The 19,309-nt window shown below is 69.7% G+C and carries 17 protein-coding genes; 11 read left to right on the top strand and 6 right to left on the bottom strand.

What is annotated here, in order from left to right:
* Positions 1-63 precede the first annotated feature (63 nt).
* From D3869_RS02425 to D3869_RS02435, 3 genes are read right to left on the bottom strand one after another with little or no spacing between them, the layout of a single operon-like run.
* The gene (locus D3869_RS02425) at positions 64-1,629 is read right to left on the bottom strand and encodes a DUF4384 domain-containing protein (protein WP_137138811.1); all 1,566 of its coding nucleotides are present in this window, start codon (positions 1,627-1,629) and stop codon (positions 64-66) included.
* 45 nt (positions 1,630-1,674) lie between these two features.
* Positions 1,675-2,253 (bottom strand): DUF4399 domain-containing protein, encoded by a 579-nt coding sequence (locus D3869_RS02430; RefSeq protein ID WP_247874814.1) that lies wholly within the window; start codon positions 2,251-2,253, stop codon positions 1,675-1,677.
* A 40-nt stretch (positions 2,254-2,293) separates the two neighbouring features.
* A complete protein-coding gene (locus D3869_RS02435) occupies positions 2,294-2,743 on the bottom strand; it encodes a DUF4399 domain-containing protein (protein WP_014240576.1) in 450 nt (149 codons plus the stop codon).
* Positions 2,744-2,988: 245 nt separating this feature from the next.
* Between D3869_RS02435 and D3869_RS02440 the strand changes: the two genes are divergently transcribed.
* Positions 2,989-4,455, top strand: a complete 1,467-nt coding sequence (locus tag D3869_RS02440; protein ID WP_247895693.1) for a mechanosensitive ion channel family protein — start codon at positions 2,989-2,991, stop codon at positions 4,453-4,455.
* A gap of 1 nt (position 4,456) precedes the next feature.
* Here the strand turns inward: D3869_RS02440 and D3869_RS02445 are convergent, their stop codons facing one another.
* On the bottom strand, positions 4,457-5,626 hold the full coding sequence (locus D3869_RS02445; RefSeq protein ID WP_137138812.1) for a DUF2336 domain-containing protein: 1,170 nt from the start codon (positions 5,624-5,626) through the stop codon (positions 4,457-4,459).
* Between the two features lie 31 nt (positions 5,627-5,657).
* Positions 5,658-6,188 (bottom strand): MarR family winged helix-turn-helix transcriptional regulator, encoded by a 531-nt coding sequence (locus D3869_RS02450; RefSeq protein WP_137138813.1) that lies wholly within the window; start codon positions 6,186-6,188, stop codon positions 5,658-5,660.
* A 269-nt stretch (positions 6,189-6,457) separates the two neighbouring features.
* Between D3869_RS02450 and D3869_RS02455 the strand changes: the two genes are divergently transcribed.
* The 6 genes from D3869_RS02455 (at position 6,458) to pdeM (ending at position 12,950) form a co-directional block, all read left to right on the top strand.
* Positions 6,458-7,423 (top strand): alpha/beta fold hydrolase, encoded by a 966-nt coding sequence (locus tag D3869_RS02455; protein ID WP_137138814.1) that lies wholly within the window; start codon positions 6,458-6,460, stop codon positions 7,421-7,423.
* A gap of 156 nt (positions 7,424-7,579) precedes the next feature.
* Positions 7,580-7,909 (top strand): hypothetical protein, encoded by a 330-nt coding sequence (locus tag D3869_RS02460; RefSeq protein WP_237903362.1) that lies wholly within the window; start codon positions 7,580-7,582, stop codon positions 7,907-7,909.
* Between the two features lie 169 nt (positions 7,910-8,078).
* A complete protein-coding gene (locus D3869_RS02465) occupies positions 8,079-8,405 on the top strand; it encodes a hypothetical protein (RefSeq protein ID WP_137138815.1) in 327 nt (108 codons plus the stop codon).
* Between the two features lie 2 nt (positions 8,406-8,407).
* Positions 8,408-9,247 (top strand): class I SAM-dependent methyltransferase, encoded by an 840-nt coding sequence (locus D3869_RS02470; RefSeq protein WP_137138816.1) that lies wholly within the window; start codon positions 8,408-8,410, stop codon positions 9,245-9,247.
* Between the two features lie 518 nt (positions 9,248-9,765).
* Positions 9,766-12,246: a ligase-associated DNA damage response DEXH box helicase gene (locus D3869_RS02475; protein ID WP_137138817.1), complete on the top strand. Its 2,481-nt coding sequence runs from the start codon at positions 9,766-9,768 to the stop codon at positions 12,244-12,246.
* Positions 12,247-12,251: 5 nt separating this feature from the next.
* Positions 12,252-12,950, top strand: coding sequence for a ligase-associated DNA damage response endonuclease PdeM (gene pdeM, locus D3869_RS02480; RefSeq protein ID WP_137138818.1), 699 nt, complete (start codon positions 12,252-12,254; stop codon positions 12,948-12,950).
* A gap of 104 nt (positions 12,951-13,054) precedes the next feature.
* On the opposite strand, the gene D3869_RS02485 is transcribed toward pdeM, so the two are convergent.
* Entirely contained in the window at positions 13,055-13,543 is a 489-nt protein-coding gene (locus D3869_RS02485) for a fasciclin domain-containing protein (protein WP_137138819.1), read from the bottom strand.
* 267 nt (positions 13,544-13,810) lie between these two features.
* Between D3869_RS02485 and D3869_RS02490 the strand changes: the two genes are divergently transcribed.
* The 4 genes from D3869_RS02490 (at position 13,811) to D3869_RS02505 (ending at position 19,234) form a co-directional block, all read left to right on the top strand.
* Entirely contained in the window at positions 13,811-15,268 is a 1,458-nt protein-coding gene (locus D3869_RS02490; protein WP_137138820.1) for a cryptochrome/photolyase family protein, read from the top strand.
* Positions 15,269-15,403: 135 nt separating this feature from the next.
* On the top strand, positions 15,404-17,437 hold the full coding sequence (locus D3869_RS02495; protein WP_137138821.1) for a PhoX family protein: 2,034 nt from the start codon (positions 15,404-15,406) through the stop codon (positions 17,435-17,437).
* Positions 17,438-17,564: 127 nt separating this feature from the next.
* Positions 17,565-18,071 carry a Fur family transcriptional regulator gene (locus D3869_RS02500; RefSeq protein ID WP_137138822.1) on the top strand — a complete coding sequence of 169 codons (507 nt, stop codon included), beginning with the start codon at positions 17,565-17,567 and terminating at the stop codon, positions 18,069-18,071.
* Positions 18,041-19,234, top strand: a complete 1,194-nt coding sequence (locus tag D3869_RS02505) for a CobW family GTP-binding protein (protein WP_137138823.1) — start codon at positions 18,041-18,043, stop codon at positions 19,232-19,234. The genes D3869_RS02500 and D3869_RS02505 overlap by 31 nt, the downstream gene beginning before the upstream one ends.
* The last annotated feature ends 75 nt before the right edge of the window (positions 19,235-19,309 follow it).

Consider the following 19,309-nt stretch of genomic DNA (forward strand, 5'->3'; position numbering starts at 1 on the left):
TGTTCGGCTGCCCCCTTCTCTACCCCATCCCCCATCCCCGCGCTGTGAGCCGGCCCACAATCCCTATCGTTGAGCCGACACGGCGGGCAGCACCTGCACGGCCATCTGCCGGCTGCGCACGTTGGTCCCTTGGATGCTGCCGTAGGCGCCCACCACGTCCGCCAGCGTCGCGCCGGGGATGGGCTGAAGGTCCTCGGTCTTGTAGCGGTCGGCGATGCGCGTCCCGAGTTCGTCGGGCGAGACGACGCAGGCGATGGTCTCGGAGGCGCCGGGACGGTCCATGCGCAGGTTGAAGGGCTTCTGCGCCCCCGGCGGGACCTCGACCTGCTGGTTGGCCTGGACGAAGCTGTCGGGCTGGAAGCGGTTGGGGAAGATGCGGGCCACCGACCCGGCGGCGTCCTGGTAGTAGCAGTAGACGAAGCCGTTGGCCGTCGGCTGCACCTTGACCACCAGCGCCTCCCCGGCGCGGTAGCGCGGCTGCGGCCCGCGGTCGGAGCTGAGGACGAGATCGGGCGGTGCCCCGGCCGGCGCCGGCGTGGCGCGCGGCAGCCCCTCCCCGCCCGCGTTCGACACGGATTGCAGGCGCGGCGCCCCAGGCCCCTTCTGGCCGCTGGGCTGGGCGAGCATGCGCTGGTAGAGGTCGAAGTCGATGCGCCCCGTGGCGATCAGGTCGTTGTCCGCCTGATAGCGGGAAATCGCGTCGCGGGTGCGCTCGTCGAGCTGGCCGCTGTCCGGACCGTCGTAATAGCCTTCGGCCAGCAGGACGCGCTGGACGTAGGCGACGCGCTGCGACGGCGCCATGCCGTCGAACCAGTCGCGCGCCTGCCCGGCGAAGGCCGGGTTGGTCTGGTCGATGCCCAGGCACTGCCAGTAGGGGGTGCGGGTCATCTTGCCCAGCACCTCGATCGTGCTGAGCTCGATCAGCGTGCGCACCGCCTGATGCAGCCCCTCGGACTTGTTGAGCGAGACGTTGAAGGAAAGGCCGGCCTTGCCGATCACCGCCCCGGCGTCCGCCCCCTTGCCCGACGAGATGATGGCGAGCGAGTTGCTGGCCGACAGGCCGGGGATGATCTGGCGGGTCGCCAGTTCCCCGATGTTCAGGTCGACCGAGATCACCGACATCACCTGATCGGCGGAGATGCCCAAGTCGAAGGTCGGCAGCGAGATGCCGGCGCTGGCCGCCTCGCTCACCACATTGTCGTCGAGCTGGGTGATGGCGCCGCGGACATAATAGGACGGCGCGCGGAAGTTGGGCTGCACCCCGATCATCCAGTAGAGCGCGTTCACGTCGTCCAGCGTCGGCTCGAAATCGACGAAGCGGAAGGCGTTCGACCGCTCCGACATGCGCGACACGGCGGTGATCAGCATCTCCTTGGTGCCGCCGGCCACCCGGCCCGTGGCGTCGGGGATCCCGTTGGAGGTGATGAAGATGTCGCGCTTGCCATGGTTCCACATCAGCGTGTCCATGCAGCGCAGCGCCTCGCTGAAGTTGGACACCGTGCGCACGGGCGGGGTCTTCGGCTTCTGGACCACGGTCGCCTGTTCGCCCGAGGTCACGCAGGCTCCGAGAAGCAGGAGCGCCGCGACAGCCGCCACCCTCGCGAAACCGGTGCGCCCGACAATTCCCATGGCCTCACTCCCTGGACGTTTACCCGGCTGGATCAGCGGGCCAGATCAACGCACTGACACGCGCGTGCTGTCGCCGCCCGGACGCACGGTGATGGTGATTTTCTTGGACAGGATCGGCGGGTCGTGCGGGATGTGCTCCGCATCGCCCATCAGAAGCTGGAGCGTGTGCCGCCCCGGCGGCAGCTCCAGGTAGGTTTCCGTCTGGCCCTTGCCGAAATGGATGTAGTTGCGGTTGTTGGGGATCGGCTCGTCCATCGGCGGCAGGTCGGTGTCCACCAGCAGGTGATGGTGGCCGGTGTTGTCCTTTCGCACGCCCGCCGGCGCCACGCCGAAGTTGCGCAGGCCGAACCACACCTTGAAGCGGCCTCTCACCGCCTCGCCGTCGTTGGGCCAGCCGATATAGATATAGGCGTCCTTCGGCGCCGCCGTCCGCCCGGACTTCGCGGCGTCGGGGGTGGAGGGGGTGCTTTCATGCTCGTGCCCCGGGCTGGCCGGCTGCGGCGTGTTGGTGGTGTCGGACAGCGGCTTGTCGAGCGGGTCGGCCTCCGGCGACGATTGCGCGGCCAGCGGCCCGGCGGCGAGCAGGACGGCCAGAAGGACCGGGACGGCGGCGGTGCGCATCATGACTTCCTCCCTGTCGCGCTCCCGTTGAGGGACGATGCCCTTAAGGGACGATGATGGTGACCTTCTGCGACATGATCGGCGGGTCGTGCGGCACATGATCCGCGTCGCCCAGGATCATCTGGAGCGTGTGCCGGCCCGGCGGCAGTTCCAGCCGCACCTCCGTCTGGCCGCCGCCGAAATGCAGCGACTGCTTGGTGTTCGGGATCGGCTCGTCGTAGGTGGCGAGATCGGAGTCCACCAGCAGGTGGTGGTGCCCGGTGTCCTCCTTGCGGATGCCGGCCGGGGCGATGCCCATGTTCTGCAAGCCCATGCGGACCCACAGCTTTCCGCCGGAGATGGTGGTGCCGTTGGACGGCCACATGATGTAGGCGCGCGCCCCTTCCGGCGCCTTCACCCGTCCATTCGTGCTTTGAGCGTTCGCGCTTTGGGCCGACGCCGCGCCCGGCAACAGGAGCAGCGCGGCCGCCACGATCATGGCGGCATGAGGCATGGACACCTCGCTCTTCTGGCTCTTCTCTTTGGGAATTTCAATCTTATGCTTGGTGGGCGGACAATGTTCGCGGTTTTTCGGACCTCATCCTTTCTCTCTCCACCCTCCGAATATTAAGGAGCGATGGCATTCCCCAACCACCCCATTTTGCGCGAAGACCGGGGCCGCTTCGCCTATTCCTATTTTGGGCTTGACGGTTCCGCTCGCGGTGCGAAGGTCACGGGGCAGGAGGTTGCCGGTCCCGCATGCCCGATTCATCCCGCCTCGCCCCGCTTCCCGTCGGCCCCACCGGGGCGCCGCCGCGCCTCGGCTTGCGCCATCTTCTGGCCCCGGCGCTGCTGACCCTCGGGGCGGCCGGTCTGGCGGGGCAGCGCCCCTGGCTGTCCGGCCACATCACCCCTGTCGCGGGCGTCATGGTGGCGGACGCGCTGGCCTCGCTGCTCGCCGCGGTGGCGTGGCTGGGAGCGGCGTGGCTGGGGTCGCGGGTCGTCGACCTCGTGGTGGCGCGCAACGCCCGCGCCACGCCGATGCCGCGCCTGCTGACCGACCTGCTGCGCGCGCTGCTCTACGGGCTGGCGGTGCTGGGCATCCTGGCCTTCGTGCTGGGCCAGCCGGTGACCGGTCTGGTCGCCACCTCCGGCGTGGTGATCGCGGTGCTGGGCTTCGCGCTGCGCAACATGATCGCCGACATCTTCTCCGGCATCGCGCTGAACGTCGAGCATCCCTACCGCATCGGCGACTGGGTGGAGCTGACACCCGGCGTCACCGGGCGGGTGGACGAGATCAACTGGCGGGCCACCCGTCTGGTGACGCTGGACGGCACGGCGCTGGTGGTGCCGAACGGGCTGGCCGCGGGCAACCGCATCACCAACTTCAGCCAGCCCGGCAGCGGCTTCCGCGCCGGGGTGCCGGTGACCCTCGACGCCGAGGTGCCGGTGGCCCGCGCCAAGCGGATCATCCTGTCGGCCATCGTCTGCTGCGACACCGTCCCCACCGAGCCGCGGCCCGACGTGGTCGTGGAGAGCATCACCCTGAACGGCGTCACCTATCAGGCGCGTTTCTGGGTGGCGGACTATTCCCGGCTGGCCGCCACCCGCGACGCCGTGGCGACCACCATCCTGGAGCATCTCGCCCGCGCCGGGTTGGAGCCGGCCAGCCCCAAGCAGGAGATGCGCCGCCGCAGCAACCGCCCGCCGCCCTGTTCGGCGCTGGGGCTGGGGCGGGACCTGCTGTCCCATGTGGACCTGTTCGCCGCCTTCCGCCCGGAGGAGATCGACGAGCTGGCCTCCGGCATGCATCTGCGCCACGTCGCCGCCGGGGAGGCGGTGGTCCGCCAGGACGAAACCGGGACCTCCCTCTTCCTGGTGGCCGAGGGCGCGCTGGACGTGCGCGGGGCCTTCGGGGGGCGGACGCTCCTGCTCGACCACATGGGACCGGGCGACGTGTTCGGGGAAATGTCGCTGCTGACCGGCCAGCCGCGCAGCGCGTCGGTGATCGCCAACACCGACGCCGTGGTCTACGAGTTGGACAAGGAGGCGCTCGACCCCGTCCTGCGCCGCCGTCCGGAGCTGGCCGCCCGGCTGGCCGACCTGATGGGCCTGCGCCAGCGCCGCAACGACGCCCACCGCCGCGCCACCGCCCCCACCGCCGTGCCCCAGACGACGACCGAGCATGACCTGCTGGCCCGCCTGAAGACCTTCTTCAGCCTGTGACTCAGCTGTTCAACGGAGAGAAGGGCATCCCCGCCTGCTCCAGCGCCTTTTCGATCACCTCCGCCGAGGTCTGGTCGAACAGTTGCAGCAGCAGGTCGTCGATCTCGCGGTCCTGGCTGTTGCCGCAGGCGTCGAACAGGGTGGCGATGGCCTCCGTCTGGAAGCGCTCACGGCCCTCGTCGCCGCCCCGGTAGTCCATCGCCTTCGCCACCGCGATGGCGACGCGGAAGGGTTTCAGCAGGGTGAAGGACAGGCCCGCCTTGGCGAACAGCCCCTTCAGCGCGTGCGGCCCGCCGTCCCAGGCGAGTTGACGGGCGTTCTCCGGCGGCAGGTTGGCGCGCACCGCGATCCCGGCGTCGAACAGCGCGATCTCCCCGGCGCACAGCGCACGGAAGAGCAGCGGCGCCGACAGCCGCCCGCGGATCAGCAGATGGCGGGCGAGAAGTTCCACGTCCGCCTCCCGCGGGGTCAGCGGCTTGAGCAGGAGCAGGGTCGCCGCCTCCCGCGCCCGCTCCACCAGGATGCCGATCAGGCGGGGGTTGAGCCGGTGGGTGCGGATCAGCCGGTTGCGGATCTCCTCCGACACGAAGAGGATCAGCTTCTCCACCACCGCCGCCGACAGGTCGGGCCGCGCCGCCATCGCCTCGTTCACCGTGGCGACGCCGCCCCAGCGGTCCAGCACGCTGTGCAGGGACGGTTCCGGGATGACGGCGCCGCGGTTGCGCAGAAGCTCGGTGATGACGATGACGTTGCCGTTGCGCACCAGCGCGTCGGACACCGCGGGCGGGACGGAGCGGCGCCCGGCGATGGCCAGTTCCTTCGCCGGGCGCCGTTCGCGCAGGATGTCCAGGAGCAAGCCCTCGCTCAGCTTCTCCGCGTGGCGCAGGATGGGGAAGGCCACCCGGTCCACGTCGCGGGCCAGCTTTTCCGCCAGCCCCTCGGTCAGCAGGGAGGAGTTGTGGATCTGCCACGCCACCGCCTCGCGCACGGCGGTCACCGCGTCGGCGGCGAAGCGTTGCAGGATGTCCATGGCCAGCGCCCGTTCCGCCTCGGCGAGGTCCCCCGCCTCCAGGTCGCGCACCAGATGGGTCATGGTGTCGATGCGCGCCTGGGCATCTGGGGCAGCCAGCAGGCGTTCGACATCCTTCTGGCTCAGGGACCGCTGTGACATGCGCTGGGTCTTCCGGAACGGACGCTCGGGATCAATACTCCGGCGTATCGTAGCGGATCAGATCGCTCCACGCCCGCTCCAAACGGCGCAACGTGCGGTATGTCGTCTCCAGATCGGCGGCTTCCTCGTCGCTGCGGATCAGCGCCTCGCCCCGCACCGCCTCTAGCCCGCGCAGCGCCTCGCACAGCTTCAGGCCGCGCTCCGACAGACGGAGCCGCGCCGTGCGCCGGTCACGCTGCGAGGCGGAGCGGTCGACATAGCCCGCCTCGACCAGATGCTTCAGGTTGTAGGAGGCGTTGGAGCCGAGATAGTAGCCGCGCTCCAGCAGATCGCGCACCGACAGCTCCTCGCCGCCGATGTTGATCAGCATCAGGGCCTGACCGGGGCTGAGGTCGTCGATCCCGATCCGCGCCAGCTCCATCCGCAGCACGTCCAGGAAACGCCGGGTCATGCTCTCGATGATGCGGCCCAGGTCGGTGTAGACGGCGGGCAGGGACGCGCCCGCCGGAACGGCGTTGTCGGGCGCGGCTGGGGTCGGCTGCTGCTTGGCGGCGGCGCTCATCGCGATACTCCCGCTTTGGAAAAAAGCTTCATGGTATGGCGTCGATCCAATTCCGAACGATGGACGGTTCTCCCGTCCTTGTGTCCGCAGAATGATAAGATTTTAGTTTAATTTGTGGAAACAATGTTGAGACATGGCGGCCCTGCGCACCGGAACCGCCCCACCCACCTCCTGTTGCACCCCTGTCCCGCAACACGGAGGAGGCCAGCCATGCCGCATCCCACACGCTGTTCCGTCGCACCGCAAGCGTGCACTCGGAGGGTCCGCTGATGCGCAGCGGCTTGGCTCTCGCCGCCGGTCTGCTGGCCGGCCTGTGGCTGGACACCCGCCGCCGCACCAGCCGGGCGGAGCGGGAACACCCGCCGTTCGGGCATTTCATGAGTGTCGGCGGCACCCGCCTGCACTATCTCGACCATGGGCCGAAGGACGGCACGGCGCCCCCCGTGGTGTTCCTGCACGGCAACGGCACCACCGCCGACGACTGGGCGCTGAGCGTTCTGGACGAGGCGGCCCGGCACCGGCGCTGCGTCTGCTTCGACCGGCCCGGCCATGGCTACAGTGAGGCGACGCCGCGGCGCGACGCCGCCCCCGCCGCCCAGGCCGCGCTGCTGCGCGCCGCCACCCGCAAGCTGGGGCTGGAGCGTCCCATCGTCGTCGGCCATTCGCTGGCCGGGGCGGTGGCGCTGGCCTGGGCGCTGGATTTCCCGGAGGAGATCGGCGGTCTGGTCATCCTGTCGGCCTTCACCCACCCAACCCCGCGGCTCGACTTCCTCCCCATGATGGGACCAGCCATTCCAGTGGCCGGTCCGCTGCTCAGCCACACCGTCCTGCCGCCGCTGGACCGGCTGATCCTGCCGGCGATGATGCGCCGCATCTTCGAACCGAACCCCGTGCCGCCCCGCTACAACGAGTTGCCTCCCGACCTTCTGCTGCGCCCGACGCAGCTGGAGGCGGCGGCCGCCCAGCTCGCCGCGCTGATTCCCGGCGTGGCGGCGATGGCGCCGCACTATTCCGAGATCCGCTGCCCGATGTCGATCGTCGCGGGACGGGAGGACCGCATCGTCGATCCCCACGCCCACGCGGTGCAGCTGCACAACGCGGTGAAGGGATCGACGCTGCACCTGCTGGCGGAGACCGGGCACATGCCGCAGCACGCCCGCCCGGACGCGGTGATGGCCGCCATCGAGCGGGTGGAGCGGGCCATGACCACCAAGTCGATTCACGCGGAGGCATGAGTCGACTCTCCTGATTCGGCGACCGGGGATTGCGACTCGAAAAAAGCGACTCGTGGCGACTCGGGTGAGGGATGGTTAACAGTTTGGTTACGATCCGAGCGCTAACCTTTGGCCATATCGCACACTTTCAGCGCCTCAAGGATTACGCCGATGTCCATGGCCGCCGACGTTGACACCATCGAACGCACGTCCATCGTCGCCTACACCCTCCTCAACGAGCTGCACGACGTGCTGGCTCTGCCCAAGGCGCCCGATGACGTGACGCTCGGCATTCTGATGGGGCTGTCCATGTTCATGGACGACAAGGTCGGCCCGATGCGCTCCAAGCGCCTGATGTCGGAAGCGCCGACCATCGTCCTGAAGACCGACGCCCACGTCACGTCGGACCAGATGCAGCGGATCATGCCGGTCCTGCGCGCCTTCGGCGACCACCTGAAGGACATGCGCGCCAAGGCCGCCCGCCCGGTCGACGACACCGTCGCCTGACCGCAGAGCGCAGCAATCGCCTCACGAAAGGCCCGGCCGGCAACGGCCGGGCCTTTTCCGTTCCGGCGCCCGGCTTGACCCACTCGACATTTCATTGGATGCTGAAACCCTTCGTCCACCGGACGGTCGTTCCCGATGGTCCGGACGCAACGCAGGGGCGGCTTCGGCCATGGAACTGCCATCGGGGGATTGGGTCTGGGCTCTGGCCATCGCCGCCCTACTGACGGGTGCGACGGTCAGCGTGATCGTGCTCGCCGCCGTCGGTTCGATCCGCCGCAGCGTCAACGAGGGCGGCGCCCGCCAAGCCCAGCAGATGCGCCGACTGGCCGAGAACGTCGCCGCCCTGAACGCCCAGCAGCAGGCCGCCGAGGGGCGCGTCCAAGCCCTGACCGAGGCGAACCGCAAGCTGGCGGAGGAGGTCGCGGCGCTGAACGAGCGGCTGCGCGACGCCGATTCCGCCCCCCGCATCACCGGCACCGCAAGGCTCCTTCACTGACCATGCACGACTTGTCCGACCGCCCCATCGACGGCGACGCCGAGCGCGCCCGCTGGACCGCCAGCGCCGACGCCTGGGACCGCTGGGCCGACCCGATGGCCGATCTGGCCGACAAGCTGAACCAGCCCCTGCTGGACGCCGCCGGGGTGACGGCGGGCGACCGGGTGCTGGACCTCGCCTCCGGCGCCGGCGAACCGGCGCTGAGCGCCGCGCTGCGGACAGGTCCGGACGGGCTGGTGGTGGGCAGCGACCTCGTGCCCGGCATGATGGCCGGCGCCCGGCGCCGCGCCGCGGGCATCGCCGACGGGCTGCGCCCGGCCTTCGCCGCCGCCGACATGACCGCCCTGCCCTTCGCCGCGGCGAGCTTCGACCGGGTGACCTGCCGCTTCGGCATCATGTTCGTTCCCGACGTGACGGCGGCCCTGGCCGAGTTGCGGCGCGTTCTGCGCCCCGGCGGGCGGGCGGCCTTCATGGTCTGGGGGCCGCGCGCCGGCAACGCCCTGTTCGACACGGTGGGCGACGCCGTCGCCGCCCAACTGGGCGAGGACCGCAGCCTGGACCCGCTGTTCCGCTTCGCCGCCCCCGGCCTTCTGGCGGAGGCGATGCGCGCCGCCGGCTTCGCCACGGTGAGCGAGACCGACATCACCCCGGTCCGCAAGGTCCCCCAGGGCCAGCCCTTCTGGCGCGCCACGCTGGAGATGAGCTTCGGCCACCGTCTGCACGACCTCACCGCCGGGCAGCGCGCCGCCCTGGACGCCGAGGTAACCCGCCGCTTCGACGCGCAGGCGAAAGGCGGCACGATCCTCCTACCCATCCACGTCCGCATCGTGACCGGCGCTTAATTCCCTCCCCTGCGAAGCTCTCGCGCAAACCAAAGGTTTGCGCTGACGCGGCAGGCGGACCTTCGGTCCGCCGAGAGCGGGGGAGGGTCAGGGAGGGGGCAAAACCTCCCCACCTCAACAACGCGCCCAAGTGCCGCGGCCACTCCACCGAGCCATATCCCCGGTTGACCGCGCCCACGCATTCCTTCGGATGTTGCGTGCCGACGGGCCCTACCCGTCCGGCATCCGAGAGGAGGTGAAGCGCTTGAAAAAGTACCTGAAGTGGCTCCGACGCTTCTGGTTCCGGATGAAGTTCGAGTTCGAAGCCGGCTTCAACCAGGACCACGATCGCTAAGGAACCAATGGGCGGGGTCGGGAAACCGGCTCCGCCTCCAGGAGACCGAAGGCGCATCACCTCCTTGCCTCCCAAAATACCACAGCCTCGAAAGCCGTCAACGGGACGCAAAAGCGCTGCCGTTCTTGCTCCGTTCGATTCGCGACACTATTCTTTCCGGTCTCAGCGAATCACCCGGTCCTTCATGCCCGACCTCCCCTCCCCCCTCCTCCCCCCCAACGTCCAGGGCTGGTTCCGGTCGCGGGGCTGGGCGCCGCACCCGCATCAGCTCGCCATGGTCGAGGCGGCGGTCGCCGGGGACAGCGCCCTGTTGATCGCGCCGACCGGCGGCGGCAAGACGCTGGCCGGCTTCCTGCCCTCGCTGATCAATCTGGCGGAGCGCCCGCGCGAGGGGCTGCACACGCTCTACATCTCGCCGCTGAAGGCGCTCGCGGTGGACATCCAGCGCAATCTGGAAGAGCCCGTCGCCGAGATGCGGCTGCCCATCCGCACCGAGACCCGCACGGGCGACACGCCCGAATCCAAGCGGCGGCGACAGCGGGCCAACCCGCCGCACATCCTGATGACCACGCCGGAAAGCCTGGCGCTGATGATCGCCTACGCCGACGCGGCAACGATCTTCCGGCACCTGCGCTGCGTCATCGTGGATGAGTTGCACGCGCTCGCTGGAACCAAGCGCGGCGACCTGCTGGCCTTGGGGCTGGCGCGGCTCGCCCGGCTGGCGCCGCAGGCCCGGCGGGTCGGGCTGTCGGCCACGGTGGCTGAGCCGGCGCAGCTGCTCGGCTGGCTGTCCAAGACCGGGCACGCGGATGGCGGCGATGTGCGGCTGGTCACCGGGCGGGCCGGCGCCTCCGCCGAGGTGGACATCCTGACGACGCGCGAGCGGCTGCCCTGGTCCGGCCGCATGGCCATGCACGCGCTGAAGGAGGTGTACCAGCGCATCCGCGCCCACCGCACCACGCTGGTCTTCGTCAACACCCGCGCCCAGGCGGAGCTGGTCTTCCAGGAACTCTGGCGCCTCAACGACGACACCCTGCCCATCGCGCTCCACCACGGCTCGCTGGCGGCGGAGCAGCGGCGCAAGGTCGAGGCCGCCATGGCGACGGGCAAGCTGCGGGCGGTGGTGGCAACCTCCTCGCTCGACCTCGGCATCGACTGGGCGGCGGTCGATCTGGTGGTGCAGATCGGCGCGCCGAAAGGGGCGAGCCGGCTGGTCCAGCGCATTGGCCGCGCCAACCACCGGCTCGACGAGCCGAGCCGCGCCCTGCTCGTCCCCGCCAACCGGTTCGAGGTGCTGGAATGCCGCGCCGCGCTCGACGCCGTGGCGGCCATGAGCCTGGACGGCGAGCGGCCCCGCCCCGGCGGGCTGGACGTGCTGGCTCAGCACATGCTCGGCATGGCCTGCGCGGAGCCGTTCCGGCCCGACGACCTGTACGACGAGGTGGTCCGCGCCGCCCCCTACGCCGGGCTGGCGCGGGACGAGTTCGACGACGTGCTGGACTTCGTGGCGACCGGCGGCTACGCGCTCGGCAATTACGAGCGTTTCCACCGGCTGAAACTGCGCGAGGACGGGCGCATGGCGGTGGCCGGGCCGGCGGTGGCGCGGCAGTACCGCATGAACGTCGGGACCATCACGCAGGAGGCCATGCTGCGCGTGCGCCTGAGCCGCGGCCCGGTTCTGGGCGAGGTGGAGGAGCATTTCATCCAGGGCCTCACCCCCGGCGACACCTTCGTCTTCGCCGGGCAGCTGCTGAAGTTCCTCGGCATCCGCGAAATGGAGGCGCAGGTCGCCAAGGGCGGCACCGGGGAGCCGAAGGTGCCGGCCTACGCCGGCGGGCGGCTGCCGCTGACCACGGCGCTGGCCGACCGGGTGCGCGCCATGCTGGCCGACCCGGCGCAGTGGCCCGGCTTGCCGGAGGACGTGCAGGAATGGCTGCGGCTCCAGCGCTGGCGCTCCGTCCTGCCGGCGCGCGACGGGCTGCTGGTGGAGAGCTTCCCCAAGGCGGGCAAGCGCTTCCTCGTTGTCTACGCCTTCGAGGGGCGGAACGCGCACCAGACCCTGGGGATGCTGCTGACCCGCCGCATGGAGCGGATGGGCTGCGGCCCGCTCGGCTTCGTCGCAACCGACTATGTGCTGGCGGTGTGGTCGCTGCGCACACCGAAGGACATGGACGGGCTGTTCGACCAGGACATGCTGGGCGACGATCTGGAAGCCTGGATGGACGAGTCTTCCATGCTGCGCCGGACCTTCCGCAACGTGGCGCTGATCACCGGAGTCATCGACCGCCGCCATCCCGGGCAGGAGAAGTCGGGGCGGCAGGTGACCTTCTCCTCCGACCTGATCTACGACGTGCTGCGCAAGCACGATCCCGGCCATGTGCTGCTGCGCGCCACCCGCGCCGACGCGGCGGGCGGGCTGACCGACGTGCGGCGCCTGTCGGATTTCCTGGTCCGGGTGAAGGGCCGCATCACCCACAAGGACCTCGACCGAATCTCCCCCCTCGCCGTGCCGGTCATCCTGGAGATCGGGCGGGAACGGGTGGACGGCTCCGCCACCGACGAGCTTCTGGAGCAGGCCGCCGCCGATCTGGTGGCGGAAGCGATGCCGGAGCTGGATTCGCCCCGTGATGAGCCCCGTGATGCACAGGGCCGGCTGACGTTGTGAGGGACATGGACACGACGATGACCCTGCGGGGCGCGGCACTCGCCCCCGATGCCTCCGGCGCGCTGGTCTGGCCGGCGGAACGGACGCTGGTGGTCGCCGACCTGCATCTGGAGAAGGGCTCCGCCTTCGCGGCGCGCGGGCGGATGCTGCCGCCCTACGACACGCGGGCGACGCTCGGCCGGCTGGCGGATCTGGTGGAGCGGCTGGCCCCGGAGCGGGTGATCTGCCTGGGCGACAGCTTCCACGACCGCCGGGCGGCGAGCCGCATGGAGGCGGGGGACGTGGCGCGGCTGCGCGACCTGACCGGGCGGGTGGCGGACTGGCTGTGGGTCACCGGCAACCACGATCCGGAACCGCCGGAGGGGTTCGGCGGGCGCATCCTGGACGAGCTGACGCTCGGCCCTCTGACCTTCCGGCACGAGGCGTTGCCGGGCGCGGTGGGCGAATTGTCGGGGCATCTGCACCCGGTGGCCGCCGTCGTCGTGCCGGGCCGGCGGGTGCGGGAGCGCTGCTTCGCCTTCGACGGGGGCAAGCTGATCCTGCCGGCCTTCGGCGCCTTCGCGGGCGGGCTGAACGTGCTGGACCCGGCGGTGTCCGGCCTGCTGGCGGCGCGGTTCGAGGTGCATCTGCTGGCCCGCGGCAAGGTCCATCGCTTCCCGCGCAGCCGCCTGTCTCCGGATAAGGCTCTCCCGGATAAGGCGTAAAAAGAAAAAGCCCGGAGAGTCGGGGGAACTCTCCGGGCGAGTGGTCCTGCCGGAACCGGCGGTGAAACGTCCGGCAGGAGGGACCTCAATGAAAAAGCAGAACGTCAGTTCGGCATCATGACCGTATCGATCACGTGGATGACGCCGTTGGACGCCATGATGTCGGGCTTCACGACCTTCGCGTTGTCCACCATCACGCCGCCTTTCGTCGCGTCGATGTCCACGGTGGTGCCCTGCACGGTCTTCGGCGATGCCGTCTTGCCGGCGATATCGGCCGAAGTCACCTTGCCCGACACCACATGATAGGTGAGTACGGAGCGGAGCTTCTCGCGGTTCTCCGGCTTCAAAAGATTTTCGACGGTGCCGGCGGGCAGCTTGGCGAAGGCCTCGTCGGTCGGGGCGAAGACGGTGAAGGGACCGCTGCCCTTCAGCGTGTCCGCCAGCCCGGCGGCCTGGACGGCCTGGACCAGCGTCTTGAACTGGCCCGCCGTGACGGCGGTGTCCACGATGTCCGCCGCCTTCGCGGCGACGGTGGCGAAGGACAGCGGCAGGGCGACGGTGGCGGCGGTCAGCAGCCGCGACAGGCGGGACATGTCATTTCCTCCATTGGATGGCGTCTCGTTCCTCCCCCGACCGTGGAACCGGCGCCGTCGGCCGCCGTGCCTCGGCTCCACGTCGTGGCAGCGAAAGCGGAAATAGCGGCGCGAAAATCGCGGTCAATAGGATTTTCCCAGGAAAAATTTTTGCCGTCGCGGTGATCCGGAGCAATCGGCACCGCGTAGCAAGAGCCATTGTCCGTGGTCATTGGCTGCGGCGTTTTGGCATGCCCGTTCTTCTGTCCATTTCCTTAAAGTTGGCCGATGACGACCGATCAATCCCCCATCCTCGTCTGGTTCCGCAACGATCTTCGCCTTGCCGACAACCCGGCGCTCAGCGCCGCGGCGGAGGATGGGGCGCCGGTCATCCCGGTCTACATCCGTGAGACGGACGCCCACGACCCCTGGCTTCCCGGCGCCGCCTCCCGCTGGTGGCTGCACGGCAGTCTGGAGCGGCTGGGCAAGGCGCTGGACAAGCTCGGCTCGCCGCTGGTGCTGCGCAGCGGCGACCCCGCCGCCGTGCTGGCGGCGCTGGCGGAAGAGACCGGCGCCGACACCGTGCTGTGCAACCGCCGCGCCGGCCCGACCGCCATCGCCCGCGACCGCCGGGTCGGCGAGCGGCTGAGCGCCCGCGGCGTGACGGTGCACCCCCACAACGCCGCTCTGCTCTACGAGCCGGGGACCATCCGCACCAAGTCTGACACGCCTTTCCGGGTGTTCACGCCCTTCTGGAAGGCGCTGCTGTCGATGCCGGAGCCGCCGCGCCCCACCCGCGCGCCGGGCAAGCTGACGCCGCCGGCCAAGCCGGTGTCCAGCGAGTCGCTGAAGGACTGGGGCCTGCTGCCCAGCGCGCCCGACTGGGCCGGCGGCCTGCGCGAGCGCTGGGAGCCCGGCGAGGAGGCGGCGCGGGAGCGGTTGGCCGACTTCCTGGACGGGCCGGTCGCCGCCTACCCGACCGAGCGCGACCGCCCCGACCATGACGGGACCTCCGCGATGTCGCCGCACCTCGCCTTCGGGGAGATCGGGCCGCGGCAAATCTGGCACGCCACGCGCCACGCCGCCGACCAGCGGCATGAGTTGGCCGCGGGTGCCGAGGCCTTCCTGCGGGAACTCGGCTGGCGGGAGTTCAACCACCATCTGCTGCGGGAGGAGCCGGGCATTCCGGACACGCCGCTGGACACCCGCTTCGCCCGCTTCCCTTGGAAGACGGACAGGGCGGGCATGCGCGCGTGGCAGCGCGGGCGCACCGGCTATCCCATCGTGGACGCCGGCATGCGGCAGCTCTGGCAGACCGGCTGGATGCACAACCGCGTGCGCATGATCGTCGGCTCCTTCCTCATCAAGGATCTGCTGATCCCCTGGCAGGAGGGCGAGGCGTGGTTCTGGGACACGCTGGTCGACGCCGACATCGCCAACAACGCGGGCAACTGGCAGTGGGTGGCCGGCTGCGGCGCCGACGCGGCCCCCTTCTTCCGCGTCTTCAACCCGATCCTTCAGGGGGAGAAGTTCGACCCGGAGGGCGCCTATGTCCGGCGCTATGTGCCGGAACTGGCAAAGCTGCCCAACCGCTGGATCCACAAGCCGTGGGAGGCCCCGGACGAGGCGCTGCGGCAGGCGAATGTGAAGATCGGCAAGGATTACCCGCGGCCGATCGTCGACCACGGCACGGCCCGCGACCGCGCGCTGGCCGCCTTCAACGAGATCAAGAAGGCCGGCGATTGATCGTTGCGGGATCGTAAACCCGACCATGCGTTTTCATTCCGCCTTCATGGGAGTGCAAAGAAACCGTCACAGGCCCCCGGTAAGGTGCGCCCGCCCAACCCCAAATAAATTTGCGGAAAGAGACGAGGCACACCGATGGACACGCATGACCTGCCCCAGAAGGGCACCAAGTATCTGACCTTCGAGGGCCGCGAGGACATCGGCTCCAACCCGTCCGAAAACCCGACCATGGGCGACGTCATCAACGCCCGCCTCGGCCGCCGCGACATGATGCGCGGCATGCTGAGCGGTGCGGCGGTCAGCGCCCTGATCGGCCCGGCCGCCCTGCTCTCCCCGACCCGCGAGGCCGGGGCTGCCGTGACCGGCGCCCCGCGCCCGGCCAAGGCCAGCTTCTCCTTCCAGGAGGTGGCGCACGGCGTGGACGCCGACCATCACGTGGCATCCGGCTACAACGCCGACATCCTGATCCGCTGGGGCGATCCCGTGGTCCCAGGCGCGCCGGCCTTCGACCCGATGAACCAGACCGCCGAGGCGCAGTCGAAGCAGTTCGGCTACAACAACGACTTCGTCGGCTACGCCCCGCTGCCGCTCGGCTCCCAGTCGCCGGACCGCGCCCTGCTGTGCGTGAACCACGAGTACACCGACGAGGAGGTCATGTTCCCCGGCGTCGGCGTGGAGCAGCAGAAGGACAAGTTCGCCCGCATGACCAAGACGCTGGTGGACATCGAGATGGCCGCCCACGGCGGCACCGTCGTCGAGATCCGCAAGGTCAGGGGCAAGTGGGTGACGGTGGCGGACTCCCGCTACAACCGCCGCATCACCGGCGAGACGCCCTGCGCCATCACCGGCCCGGCTGCCGGCCACGCCCTGATGAAGACCAGCTACGACCCGACCGGCACGATGGTCCGCGGCATGCTGAACAACTGTTCCGGCGGCATGACGCCCTGGGGCACCTGGCTGTCGGCGGAGGAGAACTTCAACGGCTACTTCTGGGGCAAGGTCGAGGACACCAACCCGAACGCCAAGGCGCTGAAGCGCTACGGCTTCCCCGGCGAATGGTACAACTGGGGCGTCCATCACGACCGCTTCGACATCGCCAAGGAGCCGAACGAGTCCAACCGCTTCGGCTGGATCGTCGAGATCGACCCCTACGACCCGACCGCGACCCCGAAGAAGCGCACGGCGCTCGGCCGCTTCAAGCATGAGGCCTGCCAGATCGCGCTCGGCAAGGACGGCACCGTGGTCGCCTACACCGGCGACGACGAGCGCTTCGACTATGTCTACAAGTTCGTCGCGGCCAAGAAGTTCGACCCGAGGAACCGCGCCGCCAACATGGACATCCTGGAGACCGGGACGCTCTATGTGGCGAAGTTCAAGGCCGATGCCTCGGTCGAATGGCTGCCGCTGGTCCACGGCCAGGGCCCGCTGACGGCCGAGAAGGGCTTCCCCGACCAGGCCACCGTCCTGATCAACGCCCGCCTCGCCGCCGATGCGCTGGGCGCCACCAAGATGGACCGCCCGGAGGACATCGAGGTCAACCCGGTGACCGGCAAGGTCTACGTCATCCTGACCAACAACTCCCGCCGCAAGCCGGAGCAGGTGGACGCGACCAACCCGCGCGCCGAGAACAACTGGGGCCACATCGTCGAGATCCTGCCGGACAACGGCAACCACGCCTCGACCAAGGCGGAGTGGACGATCCTGGTCCGCGGCGGCAACCCGGCGGACGAGAAGGTCGGCGCGCAGTTCCACGCCGACACCTCGGCCAACGGCTGGTTTTCCTGCCCCGACAACGCGGCGGTGGACCACCGCGGCCGCCTGTGGATCACCACCGACCAGGGCGAGAACTGGAAGAAGGCGTCCGGCACCGCTGACGGTGTCTGGGCCGTGGAGACTGAGGGCGACCTGCGCGGCCTGTCCAAGATGTTCTACCGCGTGCCGGTGGGTGCCGAGATGTGCGGCCCCTGCTTCACCACCGACGACAGGACCCTGTTCGTCGCCGTGCAGCACCCGGCCACCGACGGCGTCGATCAGTGGGAAGGCTTCAAGGGCAAGCTCTCCTCCTTCGAGGACCCGGCGACCCGCTGGCCGGACTTCAAGCCGAACATGCCGCCGCGCCCGTCGGTGGTCGCCATCACCAAGAAGGACGGCGGCGTGATCGGTCTCTGACCGGACGCATGACCGTCCCTTAATCCAGCGACACGCCTTGAAAGGGCGGCCCCCGCGTCCGGGGCCGCCCTTCTTCTTTGTCCGGTTTGTCTGGTGTCGGCGTCCGGCGATGTAATAAGATAACGCCATGACCGCCAACCCGCATCCCACCGACGGCCCGGCCACCGCCCATGGGCACGACCACGCGCATTGCATCGCCGACGCGCTGACGCGCGCCGACGCCCTGTGCGCGGAGCGCGGCGCCCGGCTGACCGCGCTCCGCCGGCAGGTCCTGGAACTGGTCTGGAACAGCCACAAGCCGCGCGGCGCCTACGCCATCCTGGAGGACCTCAGCCAGCGCGAGGGCAAGGCCACCGCCCCGCTGACCGTCTACCGCGCGCTGGAGTTCCTGGTGGAGCACGGGCTGGTCCACCGCATCGAGTCGCTGAACGCCTACATCGGCTGCGCCGCGCCGGGGGCCGTCCATTCCGGGCAGTTCCTGGTGTGCGAGACCTGCGGCAACGCCGTGGAAATCGACGACCCGCGCATCCGCGCCGCCATCGGCACCATCGCCGCCGAGCATGGTTTCCAGGTCAGCCGTCCCACCGTCGAGGTGCGCGGCACATGCACCGACTGCCAGGAGAAGACCCCGTGACCGCCGCACCCAACCCCACCGCCACGCCGGCGCCCCGCCTCCCCGTCTCGGTGCTGACCGGCTTCCTCGGCAGCGGCAAGACCACGCTGCTGCAACGGCTCCTGCACCATCCCGGCATGGCCCGCACCGCCGTGGTCATCAACGAGTTCGGCGAAGTCGGGCTCGACCATCTGCTGGTCGCCAAGGCGTCGGAGAACATGGTGCTGATGGACAGCGGCTGCCTGTGCTGCACCATCCGCGGCGACCTCGTCGACACGCTGCGCGACCTGTTCCTGAAGCGGGTGCGCGGCGACATCCCGGAGTTCGACCGGGTGGTGGTGGAGACCACCGGCCTCGCCGACCCGGCCCCGATCATCCACACGCTGATGAGCGACCCGCTGCTGGCCGCCCGCTTCCGCCTGGACGGCGTCATCAGCACGGTGGACGCGGTGCATGGCGCCAGTCAGCTCGACCGCCAGCCGGAGAGCGTGAAGCAGGCCGCCGTCGCCGACCGCATCGTGCTGACCAAGACCGACCTCGCCACGCCGCACACGACGCTCGCTTTGTGTCAGCGTCTGACAGCGATCAACCCGGCGGCCCCGCAGATCCCCGCGGCCTTCGGCGAGGTGGACCCGAAGCAGCTGTTCGACGCCGGCCTCTACAACCCCGACACCAAGAGCCCCGACGTGGCGCGCTGGCTCCGCGAGGAGGCGTACCGCGACGAGCAGGCCAAGCATCACCATGACCACGATCACGGGCATGACCATGATCACGGTCACGACCATCATCACCACGACCACGAGCATGGCGACGCCTGCGGTCCCGACTGCGGGCACGAGCACCATCACCACGACGCCAACCGGCACGACGACCACATCCGCGCCTTCTGCATGGTGGTGGACGAGCCGATCCCGTGGAACAACTTCGTGGACTTCATGGAGGCCCTGATCGCCACCGGCGGGGAGAACCTGCTGCGCATCAAGGGGCTGCTGAACGTCAAGGAAAGCCCGCTGCCGGTCGTCGTCCACGGCGTGCAGCACATGTTCCACCCGCCGGTCCAGCTCCAGGAATGGCCGGGCGAGGATCACCGCTCCAAGATCGTCTTCATCACCCGCGACATCGGCGAGACGGTGATCCAGCCGATGTTCGATCAGTTCGTTTGGGGAGCGGAAGGGGCGGCCTGAGGGACGTCATTGCCCACCCCGGCCCTCCCCCGCTTTGCGGGAGAGGGTGCCTTCCGCGAAGCGGCGGCAGTTCCC

Origin of the sequence: Azospirillum brasilense, from assembly GCF_005222205.1 — a bacterium.
Taxonomy (GTDB): domain Bacteria; phylum Pseudomonadota; class Alphaproteobacteria; order Azospirillales; family Azospirillaceae; genus Azospirillum; species Azospirillum brasilense_G.